Source organism: Kineosporia babensis (genome assembly GCF_021129305.1).
In the GTDB taxonomy this organism is placed as follows: domain Bacteria; phylum Actinomycetota; class Actinomycetes; order Actinomycetales; family Kineosporiaceae; genus Kineosporia; species Kineosporia babensis.
Map to the genome: position 1 here is coordinate 258,600 of NZ_JAJOMB010000006.1, position 24,350 is coordinate 282,949.

At 71.3% G+C, this 24,350-nt stretch carries 11 protein-coding genes; all 11 read left to right on the forward strand.

The features are described from left to right. Positions 1–18: 18 nt before the first annotated feature. The 11 genes from LR394_RS14020 (at position 19) to LR394_RS14070 (ending at position 24,347) form a co-directional block, all read left to right on the forward strand. Complete coding sequence (locus LR394_RS14020; protein ID WP_231441818.1) at positions 19–1,308, forward strand: sensor histidine kinase; 1,290 nt, start codon at positions 19–21, stop codon at positions 1,306–1,308. Then, positions 1,296–1,973: a response regulator transcription factor gene (locus tag LR394_RS14025; RefSeq protein ID WP_231441819.1), complete on the forward strand. Its 678-nt coding sequence runs from the start codon at positions 1,296–1,298 to the stop codon at positions 1,971–1,973. The genes LR394_RS14020 and LR394_RS14025 overlap by 13 nt, the downstream gene beginning before the upstream one ends. Beyond that, positions 1,970–2,749: a DUF4097 family beta strand repeat-containing protein gene (locus LR394_RS14030; protein WP_231441821.1), complete on the forward strand. Its 780-nt coding sequence runs from the start codon at positions 1,970–1,972 to the stop codon at positions 2,747–2,749. Before LR394_RS14025 ends, LR394_RS14030 begins: the two co-directional genes overlap by 4 nt. Before the next feature lie 94 nt (positions 2,750–2,843). Next, a complete protein-coding gene (locus LR394_RS14035; protein WP_407937054.1) occupies positions 2,844–3,626 on the forward strand; it encodes an ABC transporter ATP-binding protein in 783 nt (260 codons plus the stop codon). Then, on the forward strand, positions 3,620–6,115 hold the full coding sequence (locus LR394_RS14040) for an ABC transporter permease (protein ID WP_231441825.1): 2,496 nt from the start codon (positions 3,620–3,622) through the stop codon (positions 6,113–6,115). Before LR394_RS14035 ends, LR394_RS14040 begins: the two co-directional genes overlap by 7 nt. A gap of 218 nt (positions 6,116–6,333) precedes the next feature. After that, positions 6,334–6,534 (forward strand): MbtH family protein, encoded by a 201-nt coding sequence (locus LR394_RS14045; protein ID WP_231441830.1) that lies wholly within the window; start codon positions 6,334–6,336, stop codon positions 6,532–6,534. Between the two features lie 41 nt (positions 6,535–6,575). Beyond that, entirely contained in the window at positions 6,576–17,531 is a 10,956-nt protein-coding gene (locus LR394_RS14050; protein ID WP_231441832.1) for a non-ribosomal peptide synthetase, read from the forward strand. A gap of 1 nt (position 17,532) precedes the next feature. Further along, entirely contained in the window at positions 17,533–20,259 is a 2,727-nt protein-coding gene (locus LR394_RS14055; RefSeq protein WP_231441834.1) for a non-ribosomal peptide synthetase, read from the forward strand. Next, positions 20,256–21,053 carry a hypothetical protein gene (locus LR394_RS14060; protein WP_231441837.1) on the forward strand — a complete coding sequence of 266 codons (798 nt, stop codon included), beginning with the start codon at positions 20,256–20,258 and terminating at the stop codon, positions 21,051–21,053. Before LR394_RS14055 ends, LR394_RS14060 begins: the two co-directional genes overlap by 4 nt. Beyond that, on the forward strand, positions 21,050–21,766 hold the full coding sequence (locus LR394_RS14065) for a thioesterase II family protein (RefSeq protein WP_231441839.1): 717 nt from the start codon (positions 21,050–21,052) through the stop codon (positions 21,764–21,766). Before LR394_RS14060 ends, LR394_RS14065 begins: the two co-directional genes overlap by 4 nt. 205 nt (positions 21,767–21,971) lie before the next feature. Continuing rightward, positions 21,972–24,347 (forward strand): hypothetical protein, encoded by a 2,376-nt coding sequence (locus LR394_RS14070; protein ID WP_231441841.1) that lies wholly within the window; start codon positions 21,972–21,974, stop codon positions 24,345–24,347. The last annotated feature ends 3 nt before the right edge of the window (positions 24,348–24,350 follow it).

Below are 24,350 nucleotides of genomic sequence, written 5' to 3' on the forward strand. Positions count from 1 at the left end.
TTGCCTACCTTCGAAGACATGGATGAAGGGGAAGTGCAGACGGTGAGCGGACGGCAGACCGCGCTCACCGTCCTGCGCGGCCCGTTGCGCCGCGAGGCCTGGCGGGACACCGCCTATCTGTGCGTCAACGTGCCGCTCGGCATCACCGGGGCGGTCGGGGTGCTGCTCCTGCTCACCCTGACCGCCACCCTGGCCGTGACCGTGATCGGTGCCCTGATCAGCCTGGGCGTCCTGCTCGGGCTGGTCCGGGTCCTCACCGACCTGCAGCGCTCGCGGCACCTGGCCTTCCGGCAGATCCCGATCCCGCCCGACGAGCGCGACTACGCCGGACGGGGGTGGTTCGGCCGCCGGGCCACCGACCTGCGCTCGGAGGGGTTCTGGCGCCAGGTCGGCTACCACCTGCTGTCGGCCTTCTTCGGTGCCGGGGCGCTGCTGGTCGGGCTCGGCTGGGCGGCCGGGGTGACGCTCACCCTGCTGCCCGCCTACGCCTGGTGGGTGCCGCTGGGCGGGCCCTACGCCAGCGACCTGCGCCTGGCCCTCGCCCAGGTCGGGCTGTTCCTGGTCGGCGTGGTGGTGCTGCTGGCCACCCCGCTGCTGGCGATCGGCCTGGCCGAGGTGGACTCGCGGGTCTCGCAGGCGCTGCTCGGGCAGAACCGGCGGCTGCAGCTGGACCGCCGGCTCACCGCCGTCGGGGCCAGCCGGGCGGCCGCGGTCAGCGCCGCCGACGCCGAGCGCCGGCGGATCGAGCGCGACCTGCACGACGGCGTGCAGCAGCGGCTGATGTCGCTGGCGATGAATCTGGGCATTCTGCGCACCGCGCACCCGGACCTGGCCGAAGGCACCCGGCTGGCCGTGCAGGACGCCCACGAAGAGGCCAAACTGGTGCTGTCGGAGCTGCGGGACCTGGTCCGCGGACTGTACCCGGCGGTCCTGGACGACCGCGGGCTGGACGCGGCGCTGTCCGGGATCGCGGCCCGCTCGGCGGTGCCGGTCCGGCTGCAGGTGGACCTGCCCGAGCAGCGCCCGCCGATCGCCCTGGAGGCGGTGGCCTACTTCGTGGTGGCGGAGACCCTGACCAACGCGGTACGCCATTCCGGGGCCACGGCCGTCGACATCGATGTGCGGATGGCCGCCGACGTGCTGCGGGTACAGGTCACCGACGACGGCTGCGGTGGGGCCCGGCCCGGCGGCGGGTCCGGCCTGAAGGGCCTGAACGACCGGGTGACCTCGGTCGACGGCACGCTCGACATCGACAGCCCCACCGGGGGACCGACCACGATCACCGCGGAGTTGCCGTGCGCGTTCTGATCGCCGAGGACTCGGTGCTGCTGCGCGAGGGCCTGGCCAAGCTGCTGGAGATGAACGGCCTGGCGGTCAGCGCCGCCGTCGGGGACGCCGAGGCCCTGCTGGACTCGGTCGCCCAGGACCCGCCCGACCTGGCCGTGATCGACGTGCGGATGCCGCCCGAGATGACCGACGACGGGCTGCGGGCCGCCCTGCAGATCCGCCGCGAGCAGCCCGGCGTCGCGATCGTGGTGCTTTCCCAGAGCGTGGAGGAACGCTACGCCAACGAACTGCTGGCCACCGGTACCGAACGGGTCGGCTACCTGCTCAAGGACCGGGTGGCCGACGTCCAGGAGTTCGTCGACGCGGTCCGCCGGGTGGCCGGTGGGGGCACCGCCCTGGACCCGGAAGTGGTCTCCCAGCTCCTGCTGCGCCGCCGTAGCCCGATCGAGTTGCTCTCCCCGCGCGAGCGCGAGGTGCTCGAGGTGATGGCCCAGGGGCGCTCCAACGCCGGTATCGCGGCCGCGCTGACGATCAGCGAGAGCGCCGTGGCCAAGCACATCAACGCGATCTTCACGAAACTCGACATCACCGGGGGCGAGGAGGACCACCGCCGGGTACTCGCAGTGCTGCGGTACCTGGGGGCGCAGGACTCCACGGATCCCACGAGCGGCGGAGGCCGACGATGAGTACACAGCTGAGGGCCGCCTGGCTGGCCGCCGGAGCGGTCGTGACCGTGATCGTCCTGGTCTCGATGGGCCGGGTGTTCGCCGGGGCCGCCGTGACACCCGAGCGCACCGGTGACGAGCAGACCCTGGTGCACACGGTCAGCAAGGTCGTCATCGATTCCAACGCCGGCGACGCCGTGCTCACCACCGGCCCGGCCGGCCAGGTCACCCTGGAGCGCGAGACGGTCTCCTCGATCGGCGCCAGTCCGGAGGTGGACCAGCGCTGGGAGGGCGACGTGCTGCACATCCAGGCCCGCTGCCCCGAGGGTGGGGTGGCCGGGATCGGCGACTGCGCGGCCGATTTCACCCTGGAGGTGCCCGCCGACGCCGACGTCGACCTGCGCACCGAGGCCGGCACGCTGAGCGTCACCGGGATCACCGGTGACGTCAAGGCGGCCAGCGACGCCGGCGACATCGAACTGTCCGGCCTGGGCGGCGGCATCCACGCCCGCACCGAGTCCGGGAGCATCAACGGGCGCGACCTGAAGTCCGCCCGCACCGACGTCGAGGCCCAGGCCGGCGACGCCCAGCTGCAGTACGTCGCGGCACCGCGCGAGGTCCGGGCGGTGACCAGTGCCGGGGACGTCTCGGTCCTGGTCCCGTCGGGGCCCTACGCGGTCGTCGCCAGTTCGCAGTCGCAGGAGGCGACGGTGGGCTTCACTCCCGATCCGGACGCCGAGTCCACGATCACGGCCACCGTGCAGGCCGGCAGCGTCGAGGTCGGTTACACCGACTGACCGTCCGAACGTCTGACCGGGTGAGCGTGCGACCCGGAGTCCGTCAGCATCGACCAGTGGGGGAATCATGCGAGGCAAGAGCAGCGAGCAGATCATGGAAGAACAGCCGGGTGCCCGGGCCGAGCGCGGTTTCGCGCCGCAGGCCGTGCAGATCACCCAGCTGAGCCGCACCTACCGCACCGGCGGCACCGTCGTGCGGGCCCTGGACGAGGTCAGCATCGCCTTTCCGGTGGGCAGTTTCACCGCGATCATGGGCCCCTCCGGTTCCGGCAAGTCCACCCTGCTGCAGTGCGCGGCCGGGCTCGACCGGCCCGACTCCGGGCAGGTGACGATCGGTGGCACCGACCTGACCGGGCTGGACGAGACCGCGCTGACCCTGTTGCGGCGCGACCACATCGGTTTCGTGTTCCAGTCGTTCAACCTGCTGCCCTCTCTGAGTGCCACCCAGAACGTCGAGCTGCCGCTGCGGCTGGCCGGCGTGCGCCCCGACCGGGCCACCGTGGCCCGGGCGCTGGCGGCGGTCGGCCTGGCCGACCGTGCCGGGCACCGGCCCGCCCAGCTCTCCGGCGGCCAGCAGCAGCGGGTGGCCATCGCCCGGGCCCTGGTGGCCCGACCGGCGGTGCTGTTCGCCGACGAGCCGACCGGCGCGCTCGACGCCGCCACCGGCAAGGAACTGCTGGCCACCCTGCGCACCCTGCTGCAGGACCCGGACGCCGGGCTGGACAGCATCGTGATGGTCACCCACGACCCGGTGGTCGCCGCGCACGCCGACCGGGTGGTCTTCCTGGCCGACGGCCGGCTGGTCGGCGAGCTGCTGCGGCCCACCGCCGCGCAGGTGGCCGCGCGGATGACCGGACTGGAGGCGGACCGGTGCTGACCGTCGCCGCGCAGACCCTGCGGGCCCGCTGGGTCGGCTTCAGCGGCAGCGTCGTGGCCCTGGTGCTCGGCGTCGCCCAGATCGCCGCGGTCGGCCTGCTGCTGTGCGCCAGCATGTCCCGGCCCGACCGCGCCCCGGAACGCTTCGCCGCCGCCCCCGCCGTGGTCTTCGCGACCGACCCGGAATGGAACCCGGTCCACCACGACCTGCACCAGCGCCCGCTGCAGGAGGCCCAGGGCGTGGACCCGGCCCTGGTCCGGGACCTGCGCGCCGACGGCCCGGTCACCCTCGACCGCAGCTTCGAGGTGCGCCTGCCCGACGGCCCGGAGAACGGCCTCGGCCATCCCTGGGAGGTGGCCCGTTTCGGCGGCTACCAGCTGACTTCCGGTGCCGCCCCGACCGGTTCGGACCAGGTCGTGGTTCCGGAAGGTACCGGCCTGAACGTCGGTGCCCGGACCAACGTCTGGACTCCGGAAGGCGCCCGGACGTACACCGTCAGCGGCCTTTCGAACGACGTCGGCTACGAGGACGCGGTGTTCTTCAGCACCGCCGAGGCCGCGCGGATCTCGCCGCGGATCCAGGCCGTGGTCCCCAGCGCCCCGCTCGCCCAGGTGGAGCAGACCACCGGCGACCGGGCCGAGGTGCTCACCGGCCAGCGCAAGCACATCCTGGACGAGAGCCGGGCCCAGGACCTCGAGGACATCGACAACACCGTCACCCTGCTGCCGGTGATGGCCGGCGTCGCCGGGCTCACCGCGGTCTTCGTGGTCGCCTCCACCTTCGCCTTCACCGTGGTGCAGCGCCGTCGTGAGATCGCCCTGCTGCGCGCCGTCGGGGCCACCAGCAAGCAGGTGCGCCGGATGGTGCTCGGCGAGGCCGCCCTGGTCGGTGCCGGAGCTTCCCTGGCCGGCTGCGCCCTCGGCCTGGCCGGGGCGAACGTCCTGGCCGGCTGGCTGCACCGGCTGGGCATCGCGCCGGAAGGGTTCGGCATCCACGGCCCCTACCTGACACTGGTCGTGCTCCCGCTGGTCGCCGCGTTCGTGACCGGGGTGCTGATGGCCGTGCTCGGCGTGGTCGTGGCGGCCGGGCGAGCCGCGCGGATCCGCCCGCTGGAGGCGCTGCGCGAGGCCGACGCCGACGACTCGGCCGGCCAGCGGGGCCGCCGGGTGATCGCCGGGCTGGCCCTGGTCACCGCCCTCGGCGTGATGGCCTGGATCGGCTGGCTCAACCCGGCCATCACGCTCTCGCCGAACAGCTACGTGCCGATGCTGCTGGTCCCGGTGATCGCGTTCGCCCTGCTCGCCCCGGTGGCGGTCGGCCCGCTCACCCGCCTGCTGATGCGGCCGCTGAGCGGATCCCGGCACGCCGGGCCGATGCTGGTGCGCGAGAGCGCCCTGACCGCCCGCCGCCGCACCGCCGCCACCGCCGCCCCGGTCCTGCTCACCGTCGGGATCGCGACGTCTCTGCTGGCCGCCACCGGCTCGATCGGGATGGCCCGCGACAACGGGGTCCGCAACCGCGTCGACGCGCCGTACACGATCTCCCCGGACCAGGCCCCGGGCGTCAGCCTCAGCGACATCGACCGGATGCAGGAGAGCCTGCCCGGCGGTCAGGTCGTCGCCCCGGTGCACACCACCGTCTACACCCAGGACGAGGACGAGTGGGAGGAGAACGAGGCCGAGGTGATCTACGGCGGGGCGCTGAGCAGCGTGCTCGACCTGCCGATGGTGGAGGGCTCGGCCGAGAACCTCGACGCGGACGGTTTCGTGGTGCCGCAGATGTGGAACTACGAGGTCGGTGAACTGGTTCCGGTGAACCTGGGCCACGGCGATCCGGTCGAGCTCACCGTCACCGGCGTGTACGAGGCGCTGCGCGGGGACGACATCGGCTACCTGTCCGGCGATCACGCGGCCAGCACGGCCTACGCCTCCAACGGCATGGCCCGGCGCGCCTTCGTGGTCCCGCCGGCCGGGATGAGCCAGGAGCAGGTGCAGGCCGCGCTGGGTGAGCTGGCCACCACGGCCGGGCTGAAGCTGCAGCCGACCGCGCAGTTCGAGGTCGCCGAGGACGCCGCGGCCCAGCACCTGATCGAGGTCCGGCAGCGTTCGGTCGCGGTGATCGTGGTGCTGTTCTGCTTCATCGCGGTGCTCAACACCCTGCTGATGGCCACCGCCGACCGGCGCCGCGACCTGGCCGTGCTGCGGATGGCCGGCGCCACCCCCCGGCAGGTCCTGCGGGTCTTCGCCGGGGAGTCGGTCCTGGTCGGCGTGATCGGCGTGGTCCTGGCGCTGATCGCCTCCGGCCTGAACCTGATCGGGCTGCGGTTCGCGCTGAGCGACATGTTCGGCACCACCGCGATCCAGATGCCCTGGCTGCCGGTGATCGGGATCACCGCGGTCGGGCTCGCCCTGGCCGTGCTCGGCGCGGTGCTGCCCGCCCTGGCCGCCGGGCGCGGACCGGCCGCGGCCCGGGCCGGTCTCCGCGAATAAGGCCTACCCGAAGAAGGGCTGCCTGAACAAGGCCTGCGCGAACCAGAACAGCCCCACCAAGGACGACGGCGGTGCCGGGACCGGAAGGTCCCGGCACCGCCGTCGTTTTGGCGGATCCGAGCTCGATATAGGTCGTGTATAGCCCCCTCCGGGACTCTGTCTGCATCGGGACGTCCGGCGTCCCTTCCCCAAGACCGCAGACAGACAAGGAGCCCGCGATGAGCAACGAGCCCCGTTTCCAGGTGGTGCTGAACGACGAGGAGCAGTACTCGGTCTGGCCGGCCGGGCGGGACCTGCCCGACGGCTGGCACGCCGAGGGCACCGAGGGCCCCAAGGAGCAGTGCCTGGCCCGGATCAGCGAGGTCTGGACCGACATGCGCCCGCGCAGCCTGCGGGAGCGGATGGCCGCACAGGCCTGACCTTTTCAGCATCCATCGGCACACGGCCTGAGGGCGGGAACATGAGCACGGACGAGTTGGAGACCATCGACACGGTCGAGGCATCGGCCGCGACCGCAGTGGAGTCGGCGCGCCAGGAGTTGCTGCGCCGCCGGCTCGGCGGCCTGCGGGTCGAGCAGTCGGCCCGGGCCGAGCCGGACGAGATCGTCCGGGCCGACCGCACCGCCCCGCTGCCGTTGTCCGCCGGGCAGCAGCAGATGTGGTTCCTCAGCCGCCTGGAGCCGGAGAGCTGGGAGTACGTGGTCCCGCTGGCGGTCCGCCTGCACGGCCCGCTCGACGCCCAGCGGATGCGCCGGGCGCTGAGCGGCATCGTCGCCCGGCACGAGGTGCTGCGCACCCGGTACGTGCTCGATGGCACCGCCCCGGTCCAGGTCGTCGACCCGCCCGCCGACCTGGACCTGCCGGTCGACGACGTGTCCGGCCGGCCCGAGAGCGAGCAGGAAGCGCTGGGCATCGCCCGGCGCGAACCCGGCCGGCCGTTCGACCTGGAGCAGCAGTGGCCGTTGCGGGCCCGGCTGATCCGGCTCGGCCCGGTGGAGCACATCCTGGTCGTGGTCTTCCACCACATCGCCTGCGACGCCTGGTCGGTGCGGCAGTTCGCCCAGGAACTGGGCGTCCTCTACGGCGGCGGAGCCCTGCCCGCGCTGGCCGTGCAGTACGCCGACCACGCCGCGCACGAGCGCGCGTTCCTGACCGGAGACGGCCTGGAGCGCCAGATGTCGTACTGGCGCAACGAACTCGAGGGCATCGGCACCCTCGCCCTGCCGACCGACCGGCCCCGACCGGCGGTGCGCAGCAGCGAGGGCGACGCGGTCCGCTTCGAGATCGGCGCCGAACTCTCGCAGCGAACCGCCGACCTCGGGCGGCGCTACGATGCCACCCCGTTCATGGTGATGCTCACCGCCTTCCAGGTGCTGCTGTCGAGATACACCGGAAGCCAGGACATCCCGGTCGGAACGGTGATGTCCGGCCGCGGCCGGCCTGAGCTGCAGTCGCTGATCGGCTACGCCATCAACAGCCTGGTGATGCGGGCCCGCTGGCAGGGCGAGGCCGGTTTCGGCGACCTCCTCACCCGCTCCCGCAGCACCGTCCTGGGCGCCTTCGACCACCAGGCCGTGCCGTTCGCCCGACTGGTCGACGAACTCCAGCCTGAGCGCGACCTCTCCCGCAGCCCGCTGTTCCAGGTCGCCTTCACCATGCACGAATCCCGCCAGGACGCCTTCGCCCTGTCCGGCCTGAGCGCGCAACCACTGGAGAACACCTCCCGGGTGTCCCGTTTCGACCTGACCCTGCAGATCACCCAGGACCCCGACGGCGGGCTCAGCGGATCACTGGAATTCGTCAGCGCACTGTTCGACCGGGCCACCATCACCCGGATGTCCCGGCACCTGATCCGGCTGCTCGAGCAGGCCTGCGCCGACCCGATCTCCCCGGTCTCCCGGCTGGAGCTGCTGGACGGCGAGGAACTGGCCCTGGTCACTCCCGCCCCCGCAACCGGAACCTCACCGACGTCCACCATTGTGGACGTTTTCGAGCAGCAGTGCGCGAGAACCCCCGATGCGGTGGCGGTCGTGAGCGGCCGGCACGAACTCACCTACGCCGAACTGAACGCCCGCGCCAACCGGATCGCCCACCTGCTGCGCTCGCGCGGCGTCGGCGTCGAGGAGCCGGTGGGACTGTGCCTGGAGCACGGACCGCAGCTGCTGCCCGCTCTGCTCGGCATCCTGAAGTCCGGAGCCGCGTACCTGCCGCTGGACCCGGCGCACCCGGCCGACCGGATCGCCTACATGGTCTCCGACTCGAAAACCCGCCTGGTGATCACCACCGGCGCCCACGCGTCCCTGATCGAGACCGCCCCGCTGCTCCTGCTGGACCGCGACGAGCAGCTCCTGGCCGCCCAGCCGGACACCGACCCGGCACCGGTGAACCGGCCGGAGAACCTGATCTACGTGATCTACACCTCCGGCTCCACCGGGCGGCCGAAGGGCGTCACGCTCACCCACGCCAACCTGCACCGGCTGCTCACCACCACCGAACGGCACTACCACTTCGGCCCGGACGACACCTGGGCCCTGTCACACTCCTACGCCTTCGACTTCTCGGCCTGGGAACTGTGGGGCTCGCTGGCCACCGGCGGCCGGCTGGTCGTGGTCTCGCACGAGGAGCGCCGCTCGCCCGAGGAGTTCCTCGACCTGCTGCTGCGGCACCGGGTCACCGTGCTGAACCAGACCCCGTCCGCCTTCCGCGGCCTGGTCGATCTGGCCGCCGCCGCAGACCCGCGGATCGACGAACTCGACGTCCGGGTGGTCATTTTCGGCGGTGAGAAGCTGATCATGCCCGACCTGGCCCCCTGGGTGGCCCGACGCGGCCCGGAGCGCACCGAGCTGGTCAACATGTACGGCATCACCGAGACCACCGTGCACAGCACCTATCACCGGGTCACCGGCGCAGACCTGGTGCCCGGCAGCGGGAACCAGGTCGGCTACCCGCTCGACGACACCTCGATCTTCCTGCTCGACAAGGCCGGCCAGCCGGTGCCGGTCGGGGTGACCGGCGAGATCCACGTCGGTGGGCCCAGCGTGGCCCGCGGCTACCTGGGCCGCCCGGACCTGACCGCGCAGCGCTTCGTGCCCGACCCGTACGGCCCGCGCGGCGCCCGGCTCTACCGTTCCGGAGACCTGGCCCGCCGCTGCCCGGACGGCAGCCTGGAATTCCTCGGCCGCGCCGACGACCAGGTGAAGGTACGCGGCTTCCGGATCGAGCTCGGCGAGATCCGCTCTGTGCTGCAGAACCACGAAACCGTCCGCGACGCCGTGGTACTGGTGCGCGAGGACGTCCCGGGCGACAAGCGCATCGTCGCCTACACCGTTCCGGAGGCCGGGGCCGTCCCGAACCCGGCCGAGCTGAAGACCTTCCTGAACCGCCACCTGCCCGAGTACATGGTGCCCAGCGCATTCGTACCGGTGAGCGGGATCCCGCTGACCAACAACGGCAAGGTCGACAAGGCCGCGCTGCCCACCCCCGGCCGCGCCGCCCTCGCCAGCGCCCAGGAGTACGTGGCCCCCCGCACCTCGGCCGAGGAGCAGATCGCCCGGGCCTGGCTGGAGGTGCTCTCCGTCGACCGGATCGGCGTCGACGACGGGTTCTTCGAGATCGGCGGCGACTCGATCGCCGCCGTCGCGCTGGTCGGGGCCCTGCGCAAGAGCGGTGTGAACGTCAGCGTGCGCGACGTCTTCGAGCACCGGACGATCGCCCGGCTGGCTTCCCACGTCTCCCAGCAGGACGCCCTCGCGGCAGAAACCGGCATCGAGCCGTTCGCCCTGGTCCGCCCCGAGGACCAGGCACTGCTGCCCGAAGGCCTGAGCGACGCCTACCCGCTGGCCCAGGTGCAGCTGGGCATGGTGGTCGAGATGCTCGCCGACACCAGCCGCCGGGTGTACCACAACTCCACCTGCTTCCGGATCATCGACGACCAGCCGTTCTCCGGCGAGGCCTTCCGCACCGCCGTCGCCCACGTCCTGGCCCGGCACGAGATCCTGCGCACCGCGTTCGAGCTGGAGCGCTACTCGGTACCGATGCAGCTGGTCTACACCGAGACCGAGCCCCCGGTCGGCTGGCGCACCCTGACCGGCGGGGACCACGAGGCCGACCTGCGCGCGTTCATGGCCCAGGAGCGCTCCCGGCTGTTCGACCTCACCCACCCCGGCCTGGTGCGGTTCTTCGCCCACGAGACGCCCGGCGAGGGCGGCTGGTGGATGACGCTCACCGAGTGCCACGCCGTGCTGGAGGGTTGGAGCCACCACTCGCTGCTGATGGAGCTGGTCTCGGTCTACCGGCAGGTGCGTGACGGCCGGCCGGTCACCGCGCCCGAGCCGGCCGCCGTGCGCTACGCCGACTTCATCGCCGCCGAGCTGGCCGCGCTGGAAGGCGAGCAGGACCGGGCCTACTGGCAGGGCGTCGTCGAGGACCACGAGCGCCTGACCCTGCCGGACGTCTGGGCCGAGGCCCCCGACGCGGTCGGTGTGAACCGGACCTGGGTGCTCTACCGCGACCTGGAGCCGCAGCTGCGGCAGCTGGCCGCCGGGCTCGGCGTATCGATGAAGACGGTGATGCTCTCCACCCACCTGAGCGTGATGAGCCGGATCACCGACGCCCCGGCCTTCCACTCCGGCCTGGTCACCAACGCCCGCCCGGAGGCCCAGGGCGCCGAACGGGTGGCCGGGGTCTACCTGAACCCGCTGCCGTTCCCGTTCCGCCGCGAGCAGGCCCGCACCTGGGGCGAGACGCTGCAGCAGGTCTTCGCCACCGAACTCGAGCTGTGGCCCCACCGGCGCTTCCCGATGGGCGCCATGCAGCGCGAGTTCAACGACGGAAACCGGCTGCTGGACGTCCGGTTCAGCTACCAGGACTTCCGCCAGGTCGACGCCGACGTGATCGACTACGCCGCCACGATCGACGACAGCCCCACCGAGTTCCCGCTCGGGGTCTCCACCCGCGCCGGGTTCCTGGTGCTCACCGCCCAGAACCGGTACATCGCCCCGGACCGGCTGAAGGCGCTGGGCGAGAGGTACCGCAGCGTGCTCGAGGCCATGATCGCGGACGGTCCGGACGGCCGGGTCGTCGTTCCGGCCGGTGCCGCGGACTGGGGCGTGGGCGAGCAGCCGCTCAGCGGATCCGGGGTCAGCGTGCTCACCGCGGTCGAGGGCACCGCACTGCGACGCCCGAAAACCGCTGCGGTCTGGTGCAACGGCGAAAGCCTGAACTTCGCCGACCTGGACGCCCGCGCCGCGAAGATCGCCGGGCTGCTGGAAAAAACTGGAGTAGGCCGAGGCTCGGTGGTCGGGGTGTTGCTGGAGCGCGGCCCCGACCTGATCGCCGCCCTGCTCGGCGTCTGGAAGGCCGGCGCCGCGTTCGTCCCGCTGGACGAGGCCTTCCCGGCCGACCGGGTGGCCTACATGCTCGCCACCGCCGGCGCCGAGGTGGTGCTGACACAGGACGCCTACACCGACCGTTTCGACTGCCAGGTGCTCACCCTCGACCAAGCGAAAACGCCGATCAGCCAGCGGATCGCGGCGGATCCGGACGAGCTGGCCTACGTGATCTTCACCTCGGGCTCGACCGGCCGGCCGAAGGGCGTGGCCGTCACCCACCGCGGTCTGGCCAACCACGTCGCCTGGGCCACCTCCGATCTGGCCCTGCGCGGGCCGGGCGGTTCGGCGCTGTTCTCGTCGGTGGCCTTCGACCTGGTGGTCCCGAACATCTGGGCCGCGCTGAGCACCGGGCAGCCGGTGCACGTCATCCCGCCCTCGGTCGATCTGGCCGAGCTGGGAACGGCTTTGGTGAGTTCGCTGCGGGCCGCCAACTCCTCCGGCTTCAGCTTCCTCAAGATGACGCCCGGGCACCTGGAAGTCCTGGGCCGGCAGCTGGAGGACGCAGTGCTGGCCGACCTGGCCGCGGTCACGGTCGTCGCCGGTGAAGCTCTCCCGGGAACGCTGGCCGAGCGCTGGCGGGGGCTGCTGGGCGACGGTCGCCTGATCAACGAGTACGGGCCCACCGAGGCCTCGGTGGGCACCTGCATCCTGCCCATTACCGGCAACCCGGGCACGGGCGTGGTGCCGATCGGGCGTTCGCTGCCGGGCATGCGGATGTACGTGCTGGATCAAGACCTTCAAACAGTGGACGTCGGTGTGCCGGGGGAGTTGTACGTCGGTGGTGTGGGGGTGGCCCGGGGCTACATCGGCCGTCCCGATCTTACCGCCGAGCGTTTCCTTCCGGATCCCTTCACCGGCGGTCGGATGTACCGCACCGGAGACCGGGTCCGCTGGGTCTCCGGCCCGGATTCGGCACTGGTGGTGGACTTCCTGGGGCGGATGGACGACCAGGTGAAGGTCCGGGGCTACCGGATCGAGCTGGGTGAGGTTGCCGCTGTTGCTCAGCAGTGCCCGGGTGTGGGTGAAGCGGTGGCGGTGGTGGACGGAACTGGTGCGGACGCTCGTCTGGTCTGTTACTTCACCGGGCCCGAAGCGTCCATGGTTGAGAAGTTCTGCCGTGATCGCCTGCCCGAGTACATGGTCGCCTCGGTGTTCCTGCGGCTGGACGAGATGCCGCTGAACCGCAACGGCAAGATCGACCGCAAGGCCCTGCCCGCGGTCGAAACCCCTCAGGAACACGAGTACATCGAGCCCGCGAACGATCAGGAAGCACTGATCGCCCGGATCTGGTGCGAGGTGCTCGACGTCGACCGGGTCAGCGTGGAGGACAACTTCTTCGCCGTCGGCGGCCACTCGATCCGGGCCATCGCCCTGGTCGGCGCGCTCCGGGCCGCGGGCCTGCCGGCGCAGGTGAAGGACGTCTTCGAACTGCGCACCGTCCGGGCCCTGGCGGCCGGGCTGAGCCCCGAAGCAGCCGCGGAGGAGAACGAGTGTGTCCAGCCGTTCTCGCTGATCGGTGACGGCGACCGGTCGCTGCTGCCCGACGGCCTGACCGACGCCTACCCGCTGGCCCAGGTGCAGCTCGGCATGCTGGTCGAGATGCTGGCCGACGACAGCCGCAACCGCTACCACAACACTGCCTCCTTCCGGGTCCGGGACGGCCGTCCGTTCCGGGTCGAGGACCTGCAGCGCTCGGCCGCAGCGGTGCTCGAGCGGCACGAAATGCTGCGCACCTGCTTCGATCTGGACCGCTACTCGGTCCCGATGCAGCTGGTGCACGCCACCGCCGTCATGCCGGTGCAGGTACGGGATCTGCGGGGGCTGAGCCGGGAACAGCTCGAGGAGGATCTGCGGGTCTTCACCGGGCAGGAGCGGGCCACCCTCTTCGACCTGCAGCAGGCCCCGCTGATGCGGATCACCGCGCACGTCGAGAGCGACGAGGCCTGGTGGATGTCGGTCAGCGTGTGCCACCCGATCACCGAGGGCTGGTCGCATCGCGCACTGCTGATGGAGCTGGTCGAGGGGTACCTGCAAGAAGCCGGAACCCCGACCGGGGAGAAGCCCGGCGTTCGTTACGCCGACTTCGTCGCCGCCGAACTGGAGTCCCTGAACGGCTCGCAGGACCGCGAGTTCTGGCAGGACACCATCGACGAGCACGAGCGGTTCGTCCTGCCCGAGGGCTGGGGCTCCGGACACGGGAGCCACGTGATCCGGGTGCCGCTGGAGGATCTGCGCGAGCGGCTGCAGGAGCGGGCGGCGCAGGCCGACGCCTCGCTGAAGAGCGTGCTGCTGTCCGCGCACCTGGCCGTGCTCGGCCGCCTGAGTGACCTCGCCTCCTTCCACACCGGTCTGGTCTGCAGCGGCCGGCCCGAGGTGCTGGGCTCGGAAAAGGTCTACGGCATGTACCTGAACACGGTGCCGTTCCCGCACCGCCGGGTCGCGGGCAGCTGGGGCGAGCTGATCCGGCAGACCTTCGCCACCGAGGCCGGGATCTGGCCGCACCGGCGCTTCCCGATGCCCGAGATCCAGCGGATGGCCGGCGACGGAAGGCTTCTGGACACCCGGTTCAGCTACCTCGATCTTGATCGGGCGCAGGGCGAGGACCGGGTCGACGCCGAATCCGGGCTGGGCGAGGGCGCCACCGAGTTCGGCCTGGCGGTGGCGGCCCGCGGCAGCGAGATCCTGCTGACCGTCGATGCCGCCCGGCTGTCCCTGAGCTCGGCCGAACGCCTGGCCGCGGCCTACCGCTCGGCTCTGCAGGCGCTGGCCTCGGAAGGGCTGGAAAGCCCAGTGGCGGTAACGGGACTGACGGTGGACGTCAGTGTGGGCGAAGGCCTGCCGCCGGTTCCGGGCGCTGCGGTCAGTGTGCCCGCGGCGATCGCGACCACCGCAGCCCGGATGCCCGGCCTGACCGCCATCTGGTGCGACGGCGCGCGAGTCGGCTTCGGTGAGCTCGAGGTGCGGGCCTCCCGCCTGGCCCACCATCTGCAAAGCCTGGGCTGCGGGCGCGGTTCGGTGGTCGGCGTGCTGCAGGAGCGCGGTCCGGCCCTGATCGTCAGCCTGCTCGCGGTCTGGAAGACCGGCGCCGCGTACGTTCCTCTGGACAGCACGTTTCCGGCCGACCGGGTCGAGTACATGCTGCAAACCGCGGGCGCACAGCTGGTTCTCACCCAGCAGTCGCTGGCGGATGCCGCGGCGGCCTTCCCGGCCGTGGTGGTGGACGGCGCCGATCAGGTGGCGATCGCAGCGGCCTCGCCCGAGCCGGTCCAGGCCGAGATCGATCTGGACGAGCTGGCCTACGTCATCTTCACCTCCGGTTCGACCGGGCGGCCGAAGGGCGTGGCGGTGCCGCACCGGGGTCTGGCCAACCACGTCGCCTGGGCGGTGCACGAGCTGGCAACCGCGGGGACGGGTGGCGCGGCGTTGTTCTCGTCGGTCGCCTTCGACCTGGTGGTGCCGAACCTCTGGGCCCCGCTGATCGCCGGCCAGCCGGTGCACGTGGTGCCGGAATCCGTTGACCCTTCGGAACTCGGTCAGGCCCTGCAGGATTCGCTGAAGGCCGGTGGGCAGGCCGGTTTCAGCTTCCTGAAGCTCACTCCGGGGCACCTGGAGGTGCTCGGCCGCCAGCTCGAGGACGACGTTCTGGCGCGGTTCGCCGGCTTGATCGTGGTGGCTGGTGAAGCCCTTCCGGGAGCGCTGGCCGAGCGTTGGCGGGGCCTGCTGGGTGACGGCCGGCTGGTGAACGAGTACGGGCCCACGGAGGCGTCGGTCGGCACCTGTGTCCTGCCGGTGGCCGGCTCGCAGGGATCGGGGGTGGTGCCGATTGGGCGTTCGCTGCCGGGGATGCGGATGTATGTGCTGGATGAGGATCTTCAAACGGTGGACGTCGGTGTGCCGGGGGAGTTGTACGTCGGTGGTGTGGGGGTGGCTCGGGGGTACGTCGGCCGTCCCGATCTGACCGCGGAGCGTTTCTTGCCGGATCCTTTCACTGGCGGTCGGATGTACCGCACCGGAGACCGGGTCCGCTGGGTCTCGCGCCCGCCGGTCGATGGTGATCCTTCGGGATCGACTTCGCCTCTGGTAGTGGACTTCCTGGGCCGGGTGGACGACCAGGTGAAGGTCCGGGGCTACCGGATCGAGCTGGGTGAGGTCGCCGCTGTTGCCCAGCAGTGCCCGGGTGTGGGTGAAGCGGTGGCGGTGGTGGACGGAACTGGTGCGGACGCTCGTCTGGTCTGTTACTTCACCGGGCCCGAAGCGTCCGTGGTTGAGAAGTTCTGCCGTGATCGTCTGCCGGAGTACATGGTGGCGTCGGTGTTCCTGCGGCTGGACGAGATGCCGCTGAACCGCAACGGCAAGATCGACCGGAAGGCCCTGCCGGCCGCCGAGGTCGAAAGCACCTTCGTCGCGCCGGCCACGGAACGGGAGGCGCTGATCGCCCGGATCTGGTGCGAGGTGCTCGACGTCGACCGGGTCAGCGTGGAAGACAACTTCTTCGCCGTCGGCGGTCACTCGATCCGGGCCATCGCCCTGGTCGGCGCGCTCCGGGCCGCCGGGTGCGAGGTTCAGGTCAAGGACGTGTTCCAGCACCGCACCGTGCGCGCCCTGGCCCGGGTGGTCCGGGCCGCGCAGAGTGCCACCGGTCTGGTGGTGCCGCCGTTCTCGATGGTCAGCGAGGCCGATCGTTCCCGGCTGCCGGAGGATGCGACCGACGCCTACCCGCTGGCCCAGGTGCAGTTGGGCATGATCGTGGAGATGCTCGGCGACGAAGCGCAGCAGCGCTACGTCAACGCGTCGACGTTCGTGATCCGCGACGGCCGGCCGTTCCGGCCCGAGGCCCTGCAGCGGGCGGCCGAGACGGTGGTGGCCCGGCACGAAATGCTGCGCACATCAATTCATCTCGACGAGTACTCGGAGCCGCTGCAGGTCGTGCACCGGAACGCCGCGATCGCGGTCCGAGTGGTCGATGTGCGCGGCCAGGACGAGGAGTCCGCGGTCCGTGAGTGGCTGCGGGCCGAACGTTCTGCCGCCTTCGACCTCAGCACCCCGCCGATGCTGCGGATCGGGGCCCTGATCACGGACGGGGACTCGTGGCGCCTGGCCTTCACGCACTGCCACGCGATCACCGAGGGCTGGAGTCAGCAGAACCTGCTGATAGAGGTGCTCGAGCTCTACCGTTCCTCCTGCGAGGGAAAGAAACTGGCCTGGAGCGCACCGGCCTCTCGGTACGCCGAGTTCATCGCGGCCGAACGTCAGGCCCTGGCCGATCAGGACGATCGCGCGTTCTGGCAGGACGTGGTGGACCGGCATCGTCGCTTCGCTCTGCCGGAGGGCTGGGGCGATCCCGCCGACGCCCCTCGCCAGCAGATCAAGCTGAGGATCGAGTTCCGGGACCTGGAGCCGCAGCTGCGGGAACTGGCTCGCAGCGAGCAGGTCTCGTTCAAGAGCGTGCTGCTCTCCGCCCACCTGAAGGTGCTGAGCCAGCTCACCGGTGAGCAGGCCTTCCACGCCGGGCTGGTCAGCAGCGGCCGCCCGGAGAGCGAGGGCTCCGAACGGGTCTACGGCATGTTCCTGAACACCCTGCCGTTCCCGTACGAGCGCAGCGCGCTCAGCTGGCGCGACCTGGTCCGGCAGACCTTCGACACCGAGGCCGCGATCTGGGGCCACCGGCGCTTCCCGCTGCCGGAGATCCAGCGGATGGCCGGGGACCGCCAGCTGTTGCCCGTGATGTTCAACTACACCGACTTCCAGCAGGTCGTCGACGGGGAACGGGTGGACGTGCGCGGCGGGTCCTCGGACGGCGCCAACGAGTTCCTGATGTCGGTGAACACCCAGCCCGGTCAGCTCACGCTGCGCCTGGTCAACCACGCGGTGGCCCGGGCCGGGGCCGAGCAGATCGCCGCGATGTACCGCACGGTCCTGGAGGTCATGGCCGCCGACCCGGACGGCCCGGCGCAGCCGGCGCTGGTCTCCGAGGCCGAGCGCAACCGGCTGCTGCACGAGTTCAACGACACGGACGTGGAGTGGTGAGATGACTCTGACAACGGAACGGCCGCGCGTACGGGGCCCGGTCGCCAGCCTGGCCGCCTGCTTCACCGAGCAGGCCGCCCGCACCCCGCAGGCCACGGCGGTGCTGGTCGGCGGTCGCCGGATCAGCTACGCCGACCTGGCAGCCGAATCGGCCCGCCGGGCTGGGGCGCTGGCCCGGGCCGGGGTCGGGCCTGACCAGGTGGTGGGGGTGATGCTCGGGCGCTCCGAGCACGCCCTGGCCGCGATGCTGGGCGTCTGGCGGGCCGGCGCGGCCTACCTGCCGATCGACCCGGCCCTGCCGCCGGACCGCATCGATTACATGCTGGCCACGGCCGGTGTTCAGGTGGTGCTCACCGAGAGCAGCCTGACCTCCCGCCTGCCGGAGGCATTCACCGGCCGCACCGTCCTGATCGGCGATTCGGGTCCCGAGCCGGAGCCCCTGGACGACCGGGACCTGCTGGCCTACGTGCTCTTCACCTCCGGCTCCACCGGACGGCCGAAGGGCGTGCAGATCAGCCGCCGGGCCCTGATCAACCTACTGTTCTCAGTCCGGGCCCGGCTGAACGCGGGGCCCGGGCACGTCTGGCTGGCCGCCACCTCGTTCTCGTTCGACATCTCGATGGCCGAGCTCTGGCTGCCGCTGATCACCGGCGGCACCGTGGTCCTGGCCACCGACGAGCAGGTGCACGACCCGCTGGCCCTGTGCGGGCTGCTCTCCAGCCACGGAGTGACCCACCTGCAGGCCACGCCCTCGGGCTGGCGCCTGCTGCTGGCGGCCGGCTTCGGCGAGCGCGCGGTCACCGCGATCACCACGGGGGAGGCCTGCCCGCGCAGTCTGGCGGTCGAGCTCAGCCGCCGGGTGCCGGTCCTGCACAACCTGTACGGGCCCACCGAGACCACGGTCTGGTCGACGGGCTGGCCCATTCCGGTGGGCAGCGACGGTGGCGTGGCGATCGGCCGGCCCCTGCACAACACCCGGGCCTACGTGCTGGGCGCCGACCTTGAGCCGGTGGCCCCGGGGGCCGTCGGTGAGCTGTACCTGGCCGGTGACGGGGTGGCGCGGGGTTATGCGCGTCGCCCGGACCTGACCGCGGAACGCTTCGTGCCGGAGCCCTTCGGCCGTTCCGGTGCCCGGATGTACTGGACCGGTGACCTGGCCCGGATGCGGCCGGACGGTGAACTGGAATGCCTGGGCCGGGTCGATCACCAGGTCAAGCTGCGCGGCCACCGGATCGAACTGGGCGAGATCGAGGAGTGCCTGCGGCGTCATCCGGAGGTGGGCGATGCGGTGGTCGTGCTCAAGGAGGACCCGGAGGGCGACAAGAGCCTCGTCGCCTACGCCACCGGCGGCTCCGGCCTGCGCGAGTACCTGGGCCGGGAGCTACCGGCGTACATGGTTCCGGCCGCGGTCGTCGTGCTGGCCGAGTTGCCGTTGCTGCCCTCCGGCAAGGTGGACCGCAACGCCCTGCCTGACCCCTCCGGCGCCGACTACGAGGAGGCGGCCGAGCACGTCGAGGCCCGGACCAGGACCGAACGGCTGATCGTCCAGCTCTGCGCCGAGACACTCGGCCGGGGCCGGATCAGCGTGCAGGAGAAGTTCTCCCGCCTGGGCATCGACTCACTGCGCATCGTCACCCTGCTCGGCGCCGCCCGCCGCGCAGGCCTGAAGGTGCAGCTGAAGACCTTGCTGATGTCCGAGAACATCGAGCAGCTGGCCGCGAACATCGACCGGGCCCCGCGTTCGCTGGTCTCGTTCGGCCTGCGGCAGGCGCTCGAGGAGAACGACGTTCCCGGGGCGAGCCTGGCCGTGATCCGGGACGGTGAGATCGCCGAGCTGAGCACGGCCGGGGTGGTGACGCCCGGGGGAGCAGCGACGACCGAGCAGACCCGCTTCCACGTCGGGTCGATCAGCAAGCACGTCAGCGCCTGCCTGGCCCTGCGCCTGGTCGACCGGGGTCTGCTGAACCTCGACCAGGACGTCAACATGCACCTGCGACGCTGGCCGGTGCCGGGCGGATTCGGGCCGGTGACCGTGCGGCACCTGCTCGCGAACCGCTCGGGACTGTCCCCGACGCCGTCCGTCTGGTATCCGCCGTCGGCGACCACACCGTCCCTCATTGATCTGTTGCAGGGAAAGACCACCGAACAGGACGACCCGATCCGCCGGGACAGCGCTCCGGAGAGCACTTTCCAGAAGAACGGCTCGCACTGGGCGGTGCTGCAGCTGCTTCTGGAGGACCGCACCCGGACCGCCTTCGCCGATCTGGCCGACGAGCTGGTCTTCGGCCCGCTCGGCCTGACCGGCAGCACCTTCCGGCACGACTTCGACGACCGGCCGAGGGCTCTGGGCCACGACGCGATGGGCCAGCCGTTGGACGGCGGCTGGCGTACCCGGCCGACGACGGCCGCCAACGGCTTGTGGAGTACCGCCGCGGACCTGGCCCGGATCGCCGTGGACCTCCGGCACGCCTACCGCGGAGAGCCGGCCACCCTGCTCTCGCCCGGGGCGGCCCGGCAGATGCTCACCCTGCAGCATCCCGGCAGCTTCTACGGCCTGGGAACCGTGCTGGACGACAGCGAGTTCGGCCATGCAGGCGAGGTACCCGGCTTCCGGGCTATCAGCATGACCGGGATCGAGTCCGGCACCGGCTTCGTGGCCCTGACCAACTCGGACGCCGGCAAGGCCGTCCTCACCAGCACCGCCGACCTGATCAGGAGCGCCCCGTGACCCAGACCAGCGAACGCCTGATCGTGAAAGTGACCACCCCCGTGAATCACCCGGTGTTCCAGGGGCACTACCCCGGCTTCCCGCTGGTGCCGGGCGCCTACCTGGTCGACGTGGTCAGCCGGGCGTTCCCGGACAGGTCCGAACTCCTCGAGGTCGAGCAGTGCCGGTTCGTCGGCCCGACCTTTCCCGGTGAGGAGATCGTCGCCGACATCACCGCGGACGGCCCGCTGTACAGCGCCATGGTCACCGCTGCCGGACGGCCTTCGGCCCAGATTCGTTTCCGCCGAGGAACCTTTGAACCGGCCGGGACCTCCTCTGCCGTAGAGGATCTGCCGGTGATTCTCGACCGGGCCGCGATCGCCGGGATCGTGCCCCACCGCCCCCCGATCCTGCTGGCCGATCAGGTCAGCGAACTCGTCCCGGGCCGGCGGGCGACGGTTCACCACACCGTGCCGGACGAGCCGGTCTGGCTCGAGCCGGTGGGCGAATTCCTGCCCCCGGCCCTGCTGCTGGAGTCCTGGGCCCAGGCGGCACTGGTCATGCTGCTCGCCGAGAACCCGCACCCGGACGTGAACGTCGGCGGCGTACCGGTGGCGGGAACGGCCGAGCGGGTGACCTTCGGGCCGCGAGTGCGCCCAGGGATGCGGATCGACCACGAGATCACCTTCGTCCGTAACCTGGGCGGCATGAGCATCGTTCGCGGCGGCAGCCGGGTCAACGGCGTCCCGGTGCTCGAGATCGGCCGTCTGGTGACCACTCTCGCCTCCATCGAGCAGCTCCTGGTGGTGTCGTGACCTGGGTGCGTCAATGGCCGGCCCGCAGCACCCGCGCCCGCCGGTTCGTCTGCTTCCCTCCGGCGGGCGCCGGGGCCGGGTTCTACCGGGACTGGGCCCCGGCGCTGCCGGCCGACTGCGAGCTGTGGTCCGTGCAGTACCCCGGCCGGGAAGACCGTTTCGGCGAGCCGCTGATCGCCGACCTGCAGACCATGGCCGACCAGATCGCCGCCGTGCCGGGCCTGCTCGACGGCACCCCGCTGTGGCTGTTCGGGCACAGCATGGGGGCGCTGCTCGCGTACGAGGTGGCCCGCCGGATCGAGCCCGCCGCACCCCTGCAGCGCCTGGTCGTCTCCGGCCGGATCGCCCGGCGCCACCAGAAACCCGGAACGCTCTACCAACTGGACGACGACGCCTTCTCCGCGCAGGTGCTCAAGCTCGGCGGCGTTCCCGAGGTGCTGCTGGCCGACCCGGAGATGCGAGCCGTGCTGCTACCGATCATGCGCTCCGACTACCAGGCCGTCGAAACCTACTCGGCCCAGCCGCATCCGCCGCTGCAGACCCCGGTCCTGGCCCTGGCCGGCACCGACGACCAGCACGCCCCACCGCCCGCGATGGAGCACTGGTCGGACATCACCACCGGCCCGTTCCGGCTGGCCGCGCACCCGGGCGGGCACTTCTTCCTGGTGCCCGAACTCCAGAACGTGCTGCGCGACGTCCTGGCTCCACTGTGACGGGAGGACGAGTCGCGCTCGCCGGCGATTAGGTGATTTCCCCCTGGCCAGCGGCCCTATCTGATCATTTGGTGTCGTCATCGCGGGGTATCGCCGGGAGCGGCTGCCCCATTGGCCGATGAATTGCACAAAGCTGCATGCGGCGGCTTTAGGACTGTTTTAATGCTCGCGTCCGGTAGGTCGGGTTCCATCAACCGGGAGCGACATGAGCGCTCAGCAAGATCTCGTCCGCCTGCGAGACTCCGCCGCCCAGTGGGCCGGCCGGGTGCTCGGCCATCCCGCCCATCAACTCCTCGACCCTCGCCTCGTCGCTGACATCGGGCGGCACCTCGAACTCCTCGAACAGGCCGCGCTGGCTCCGGTGCGGGTGGGGTTCGCGGGCGGGTTCAGCACCGGTAAGTCCGTATTGCTGGGCGCTCTGCTGGGTCTGGGCGACCTGCTGCCGGCCAGCGCCCCGGCCACCACCGCCGTGATCACCGAGATCCACCCGCGCCCCGGCCCCGACGTGCTCGTGGACGAGCGGGCCGAGGTCCGCTTCCTGAGCCGGCGGCAGGTCGAGGAGTACCGCGACCGGCTGGTGTCCGGCCTGGCCGCCGAGTCGGGACGTCCGGCCCCGTCCGACCGGGCTTCCTGGCCCGCGCTGACCGACTGGTGTCGGGAAATCCTCTGGCCCACCGGCCTGGTCGAGACCCGGGTCCGCGAGTTCCTGGCCCTGCGGGACGCTGCGATCAGCTTCGACTGGCTGCCGGATCGCGAGCCGCTGGACCTGGAATGGGCCACGGTGCGGCGGAATCTGGTGACCATCGAGCTGGACAACGGCCCACCGAACTGGATGCTGCCCCCGCCGGCCCGGATCCCGACCACCGGATTCGATCCCGACATCCTGCGTCGCAGCAGCCGTCTGGTCGAGCGGGTGGTTGTGGGAGTGCAGGTGCCGGAACGGTTCTGGCCCTTGGAGCGCACCCGGATCGGTGACGACGTGGTGTTGCTGGACACCCCGGGCCGGGGCGGTACGTCGGCCAAGGTCCGCGACGACCTGCTGCTGATCAACGAGATGCCGGTCCTGGACGCGCTGGTCGTGATGTGCGATCCGATGCGCCCGGACGCGGACGACGTGCAGCAGTTGCTGCGGGAGTTCGTCGCCGCCGGAGGTGAGCGTGGGCTGGTCGTGATCAACCGGTTCAATCTGGCCGAGGTCGGCCAGAGCGCGCTGCAGTCCGGGACGGGCCCGATCACCGAGGCCGACCTGCTCGCCGATCCGGCCTACGCCACCTTGCGGGCGGTCTGGCAGACGGCCACCTCGCTGGGGACGGACACTCCGGCGGCCGCTGCGGAGACAGCGATCACCTCGGTGGTGGCGGCCTGGGCGCTGGGGCGGACCCAGGACCGGCCGCCGGTGCCGCTGCCTGCGGGAAAGACCGAGGCGGAATGGAAACAGGAGATTGCGGAGCAGGCCGGCCGGTGGCGAGAGCTGGCCTCCCGGATGCAGCCGGCCCACGGAACTCTGGCCACGGCGCTGACCGACTACGCGGCCGACGGCGGACTGGCCCGGTTGCGCGGGTTGCTCAGCACACAGACGGTGCGGGTGGGGGTGGCGCGCAAGAGTGCTCGGGTGCGCCGTCTGCACGACGAGCTGGAACAGTTATGTGCGACGGCGATGATTCCGTTGCGGGAGTGGGACGCGAGCGTCGAGGACAGCGAGACGCAAGCCCGGCACAGGCTGGAACAGCAGTTCATCGACGCCAAGATCAGCCTGAATGTGACGCTCGAGCGCTGCAACGTGGATGTCTTCACCCAGACCTTCACCCTCTCCGGCGGGCGTAGTGGTCCTGAGGAGGTCAACCGCCGGGTACTGGAGGACGTCTTCGGCTGGACTGCGTGGGGACGCTTGTGGGACAGCGTGCACAGCCAGGAGTTGCGGGGTGGCGGGTCGGGGATGCCCCGTACGACGGACGCGCTGCTGCCCGCCTTCCGTGAGTCGGTGGAACGGGCTCACCTGGTCGGGGTCGAGGTGGCCGACCGGATGGTGGCTCGCTGGGCCGCGGTCCGGGAACGGGAAATGGCCGATCAGCTGGACGATCTCATCGACGTCTTCGAGGCGATCGGTCCGGTGCTGGATGAGCGTCATCAGCCGGTACGGGACTGGCTGGGCGATGCGGTCCAGACCGAGTGGCTCCTGGACCCGGCCGAGGCCCCTGAGCCCCGGGAAACCGCGGCGCCGGAGCCGGCCCGGACTGCGGACGAGCTTTTTCCCCTGCGGCTCGGCCGTGGCCTTCCCTGGGCTGACGAGCGGACCGGCGACCAGCAGCGACTGCATCAGATGCAGATCATCCGAGTGCGCAACGAACTGGCGGCTGCGGCGGTCCGGGCCGGTCACCGGGCTCTGGCGGGTCGGCTCAAGGAACTGGTGAGCAGAGTGCGCCGACTGCTCGACGGACACCAGAACGCCTGGTTCGAGCTGACTGACCTTCAGAAACGGGTGGTCGACACCGCCTACCCGAGCAAGATCCAGGCCGAGGCCACCTCGCCCGAGCCGCACCGCGACGACCCGATCAAGCCGCAGCCCCGGAAGAAGGTCTGAGCC

Coding starts and splice junctions, on each gene's coding strand:
- LR394_RS14020 (WP_231441818.1), top strand. CDS start 19: ATGGATGAAGGGGAAGTGCAGACGGTGAGCGGACGGCAGACCGCGCTC.
- LR394_RS14030 (WP_231441821.1), top strand. CDS start 1,970: ATGAGTACACAGCTGAGGGCCGCCTGGCTGGCCGCCGGAGCGGTCGTG.
- LR394_RS14035 (WP_407937054.1), top strand. CDS start 2,844: ATGGAAGAACAGCCGGGTGCCCGGGCCGAGCGCGGTTTCGCGCCGCAG.
- LR394_RS14045 (WP_231441830.1), top strand. CDS start 6,334: ATGAGCAACGAGCCCCGTTTCCAGGTGGTGCTGAACGACGAGGAGCAG.
- LR394_RS14050 (WP_231441832.1), top strand. CDS start 6,576: ATGAGCACGGACGAGTTGGAGACCATCGACACGGTCGAGGCATCGGCC.
- LR394_RS14055 (WP_231441834.1), top strand. CDS start 17,533: ATGACTCTGACAACGGAACGGCCGCGCGTACGGGGCCCGGTCGCCAGC.
- LR394_RS14070 (WP_231441841.1), top strand. CDS start 21,972: ATGAGCGCTCAGCAAGATCTCGTCCGCCTGCGAGACTCCGCCGCCCAG.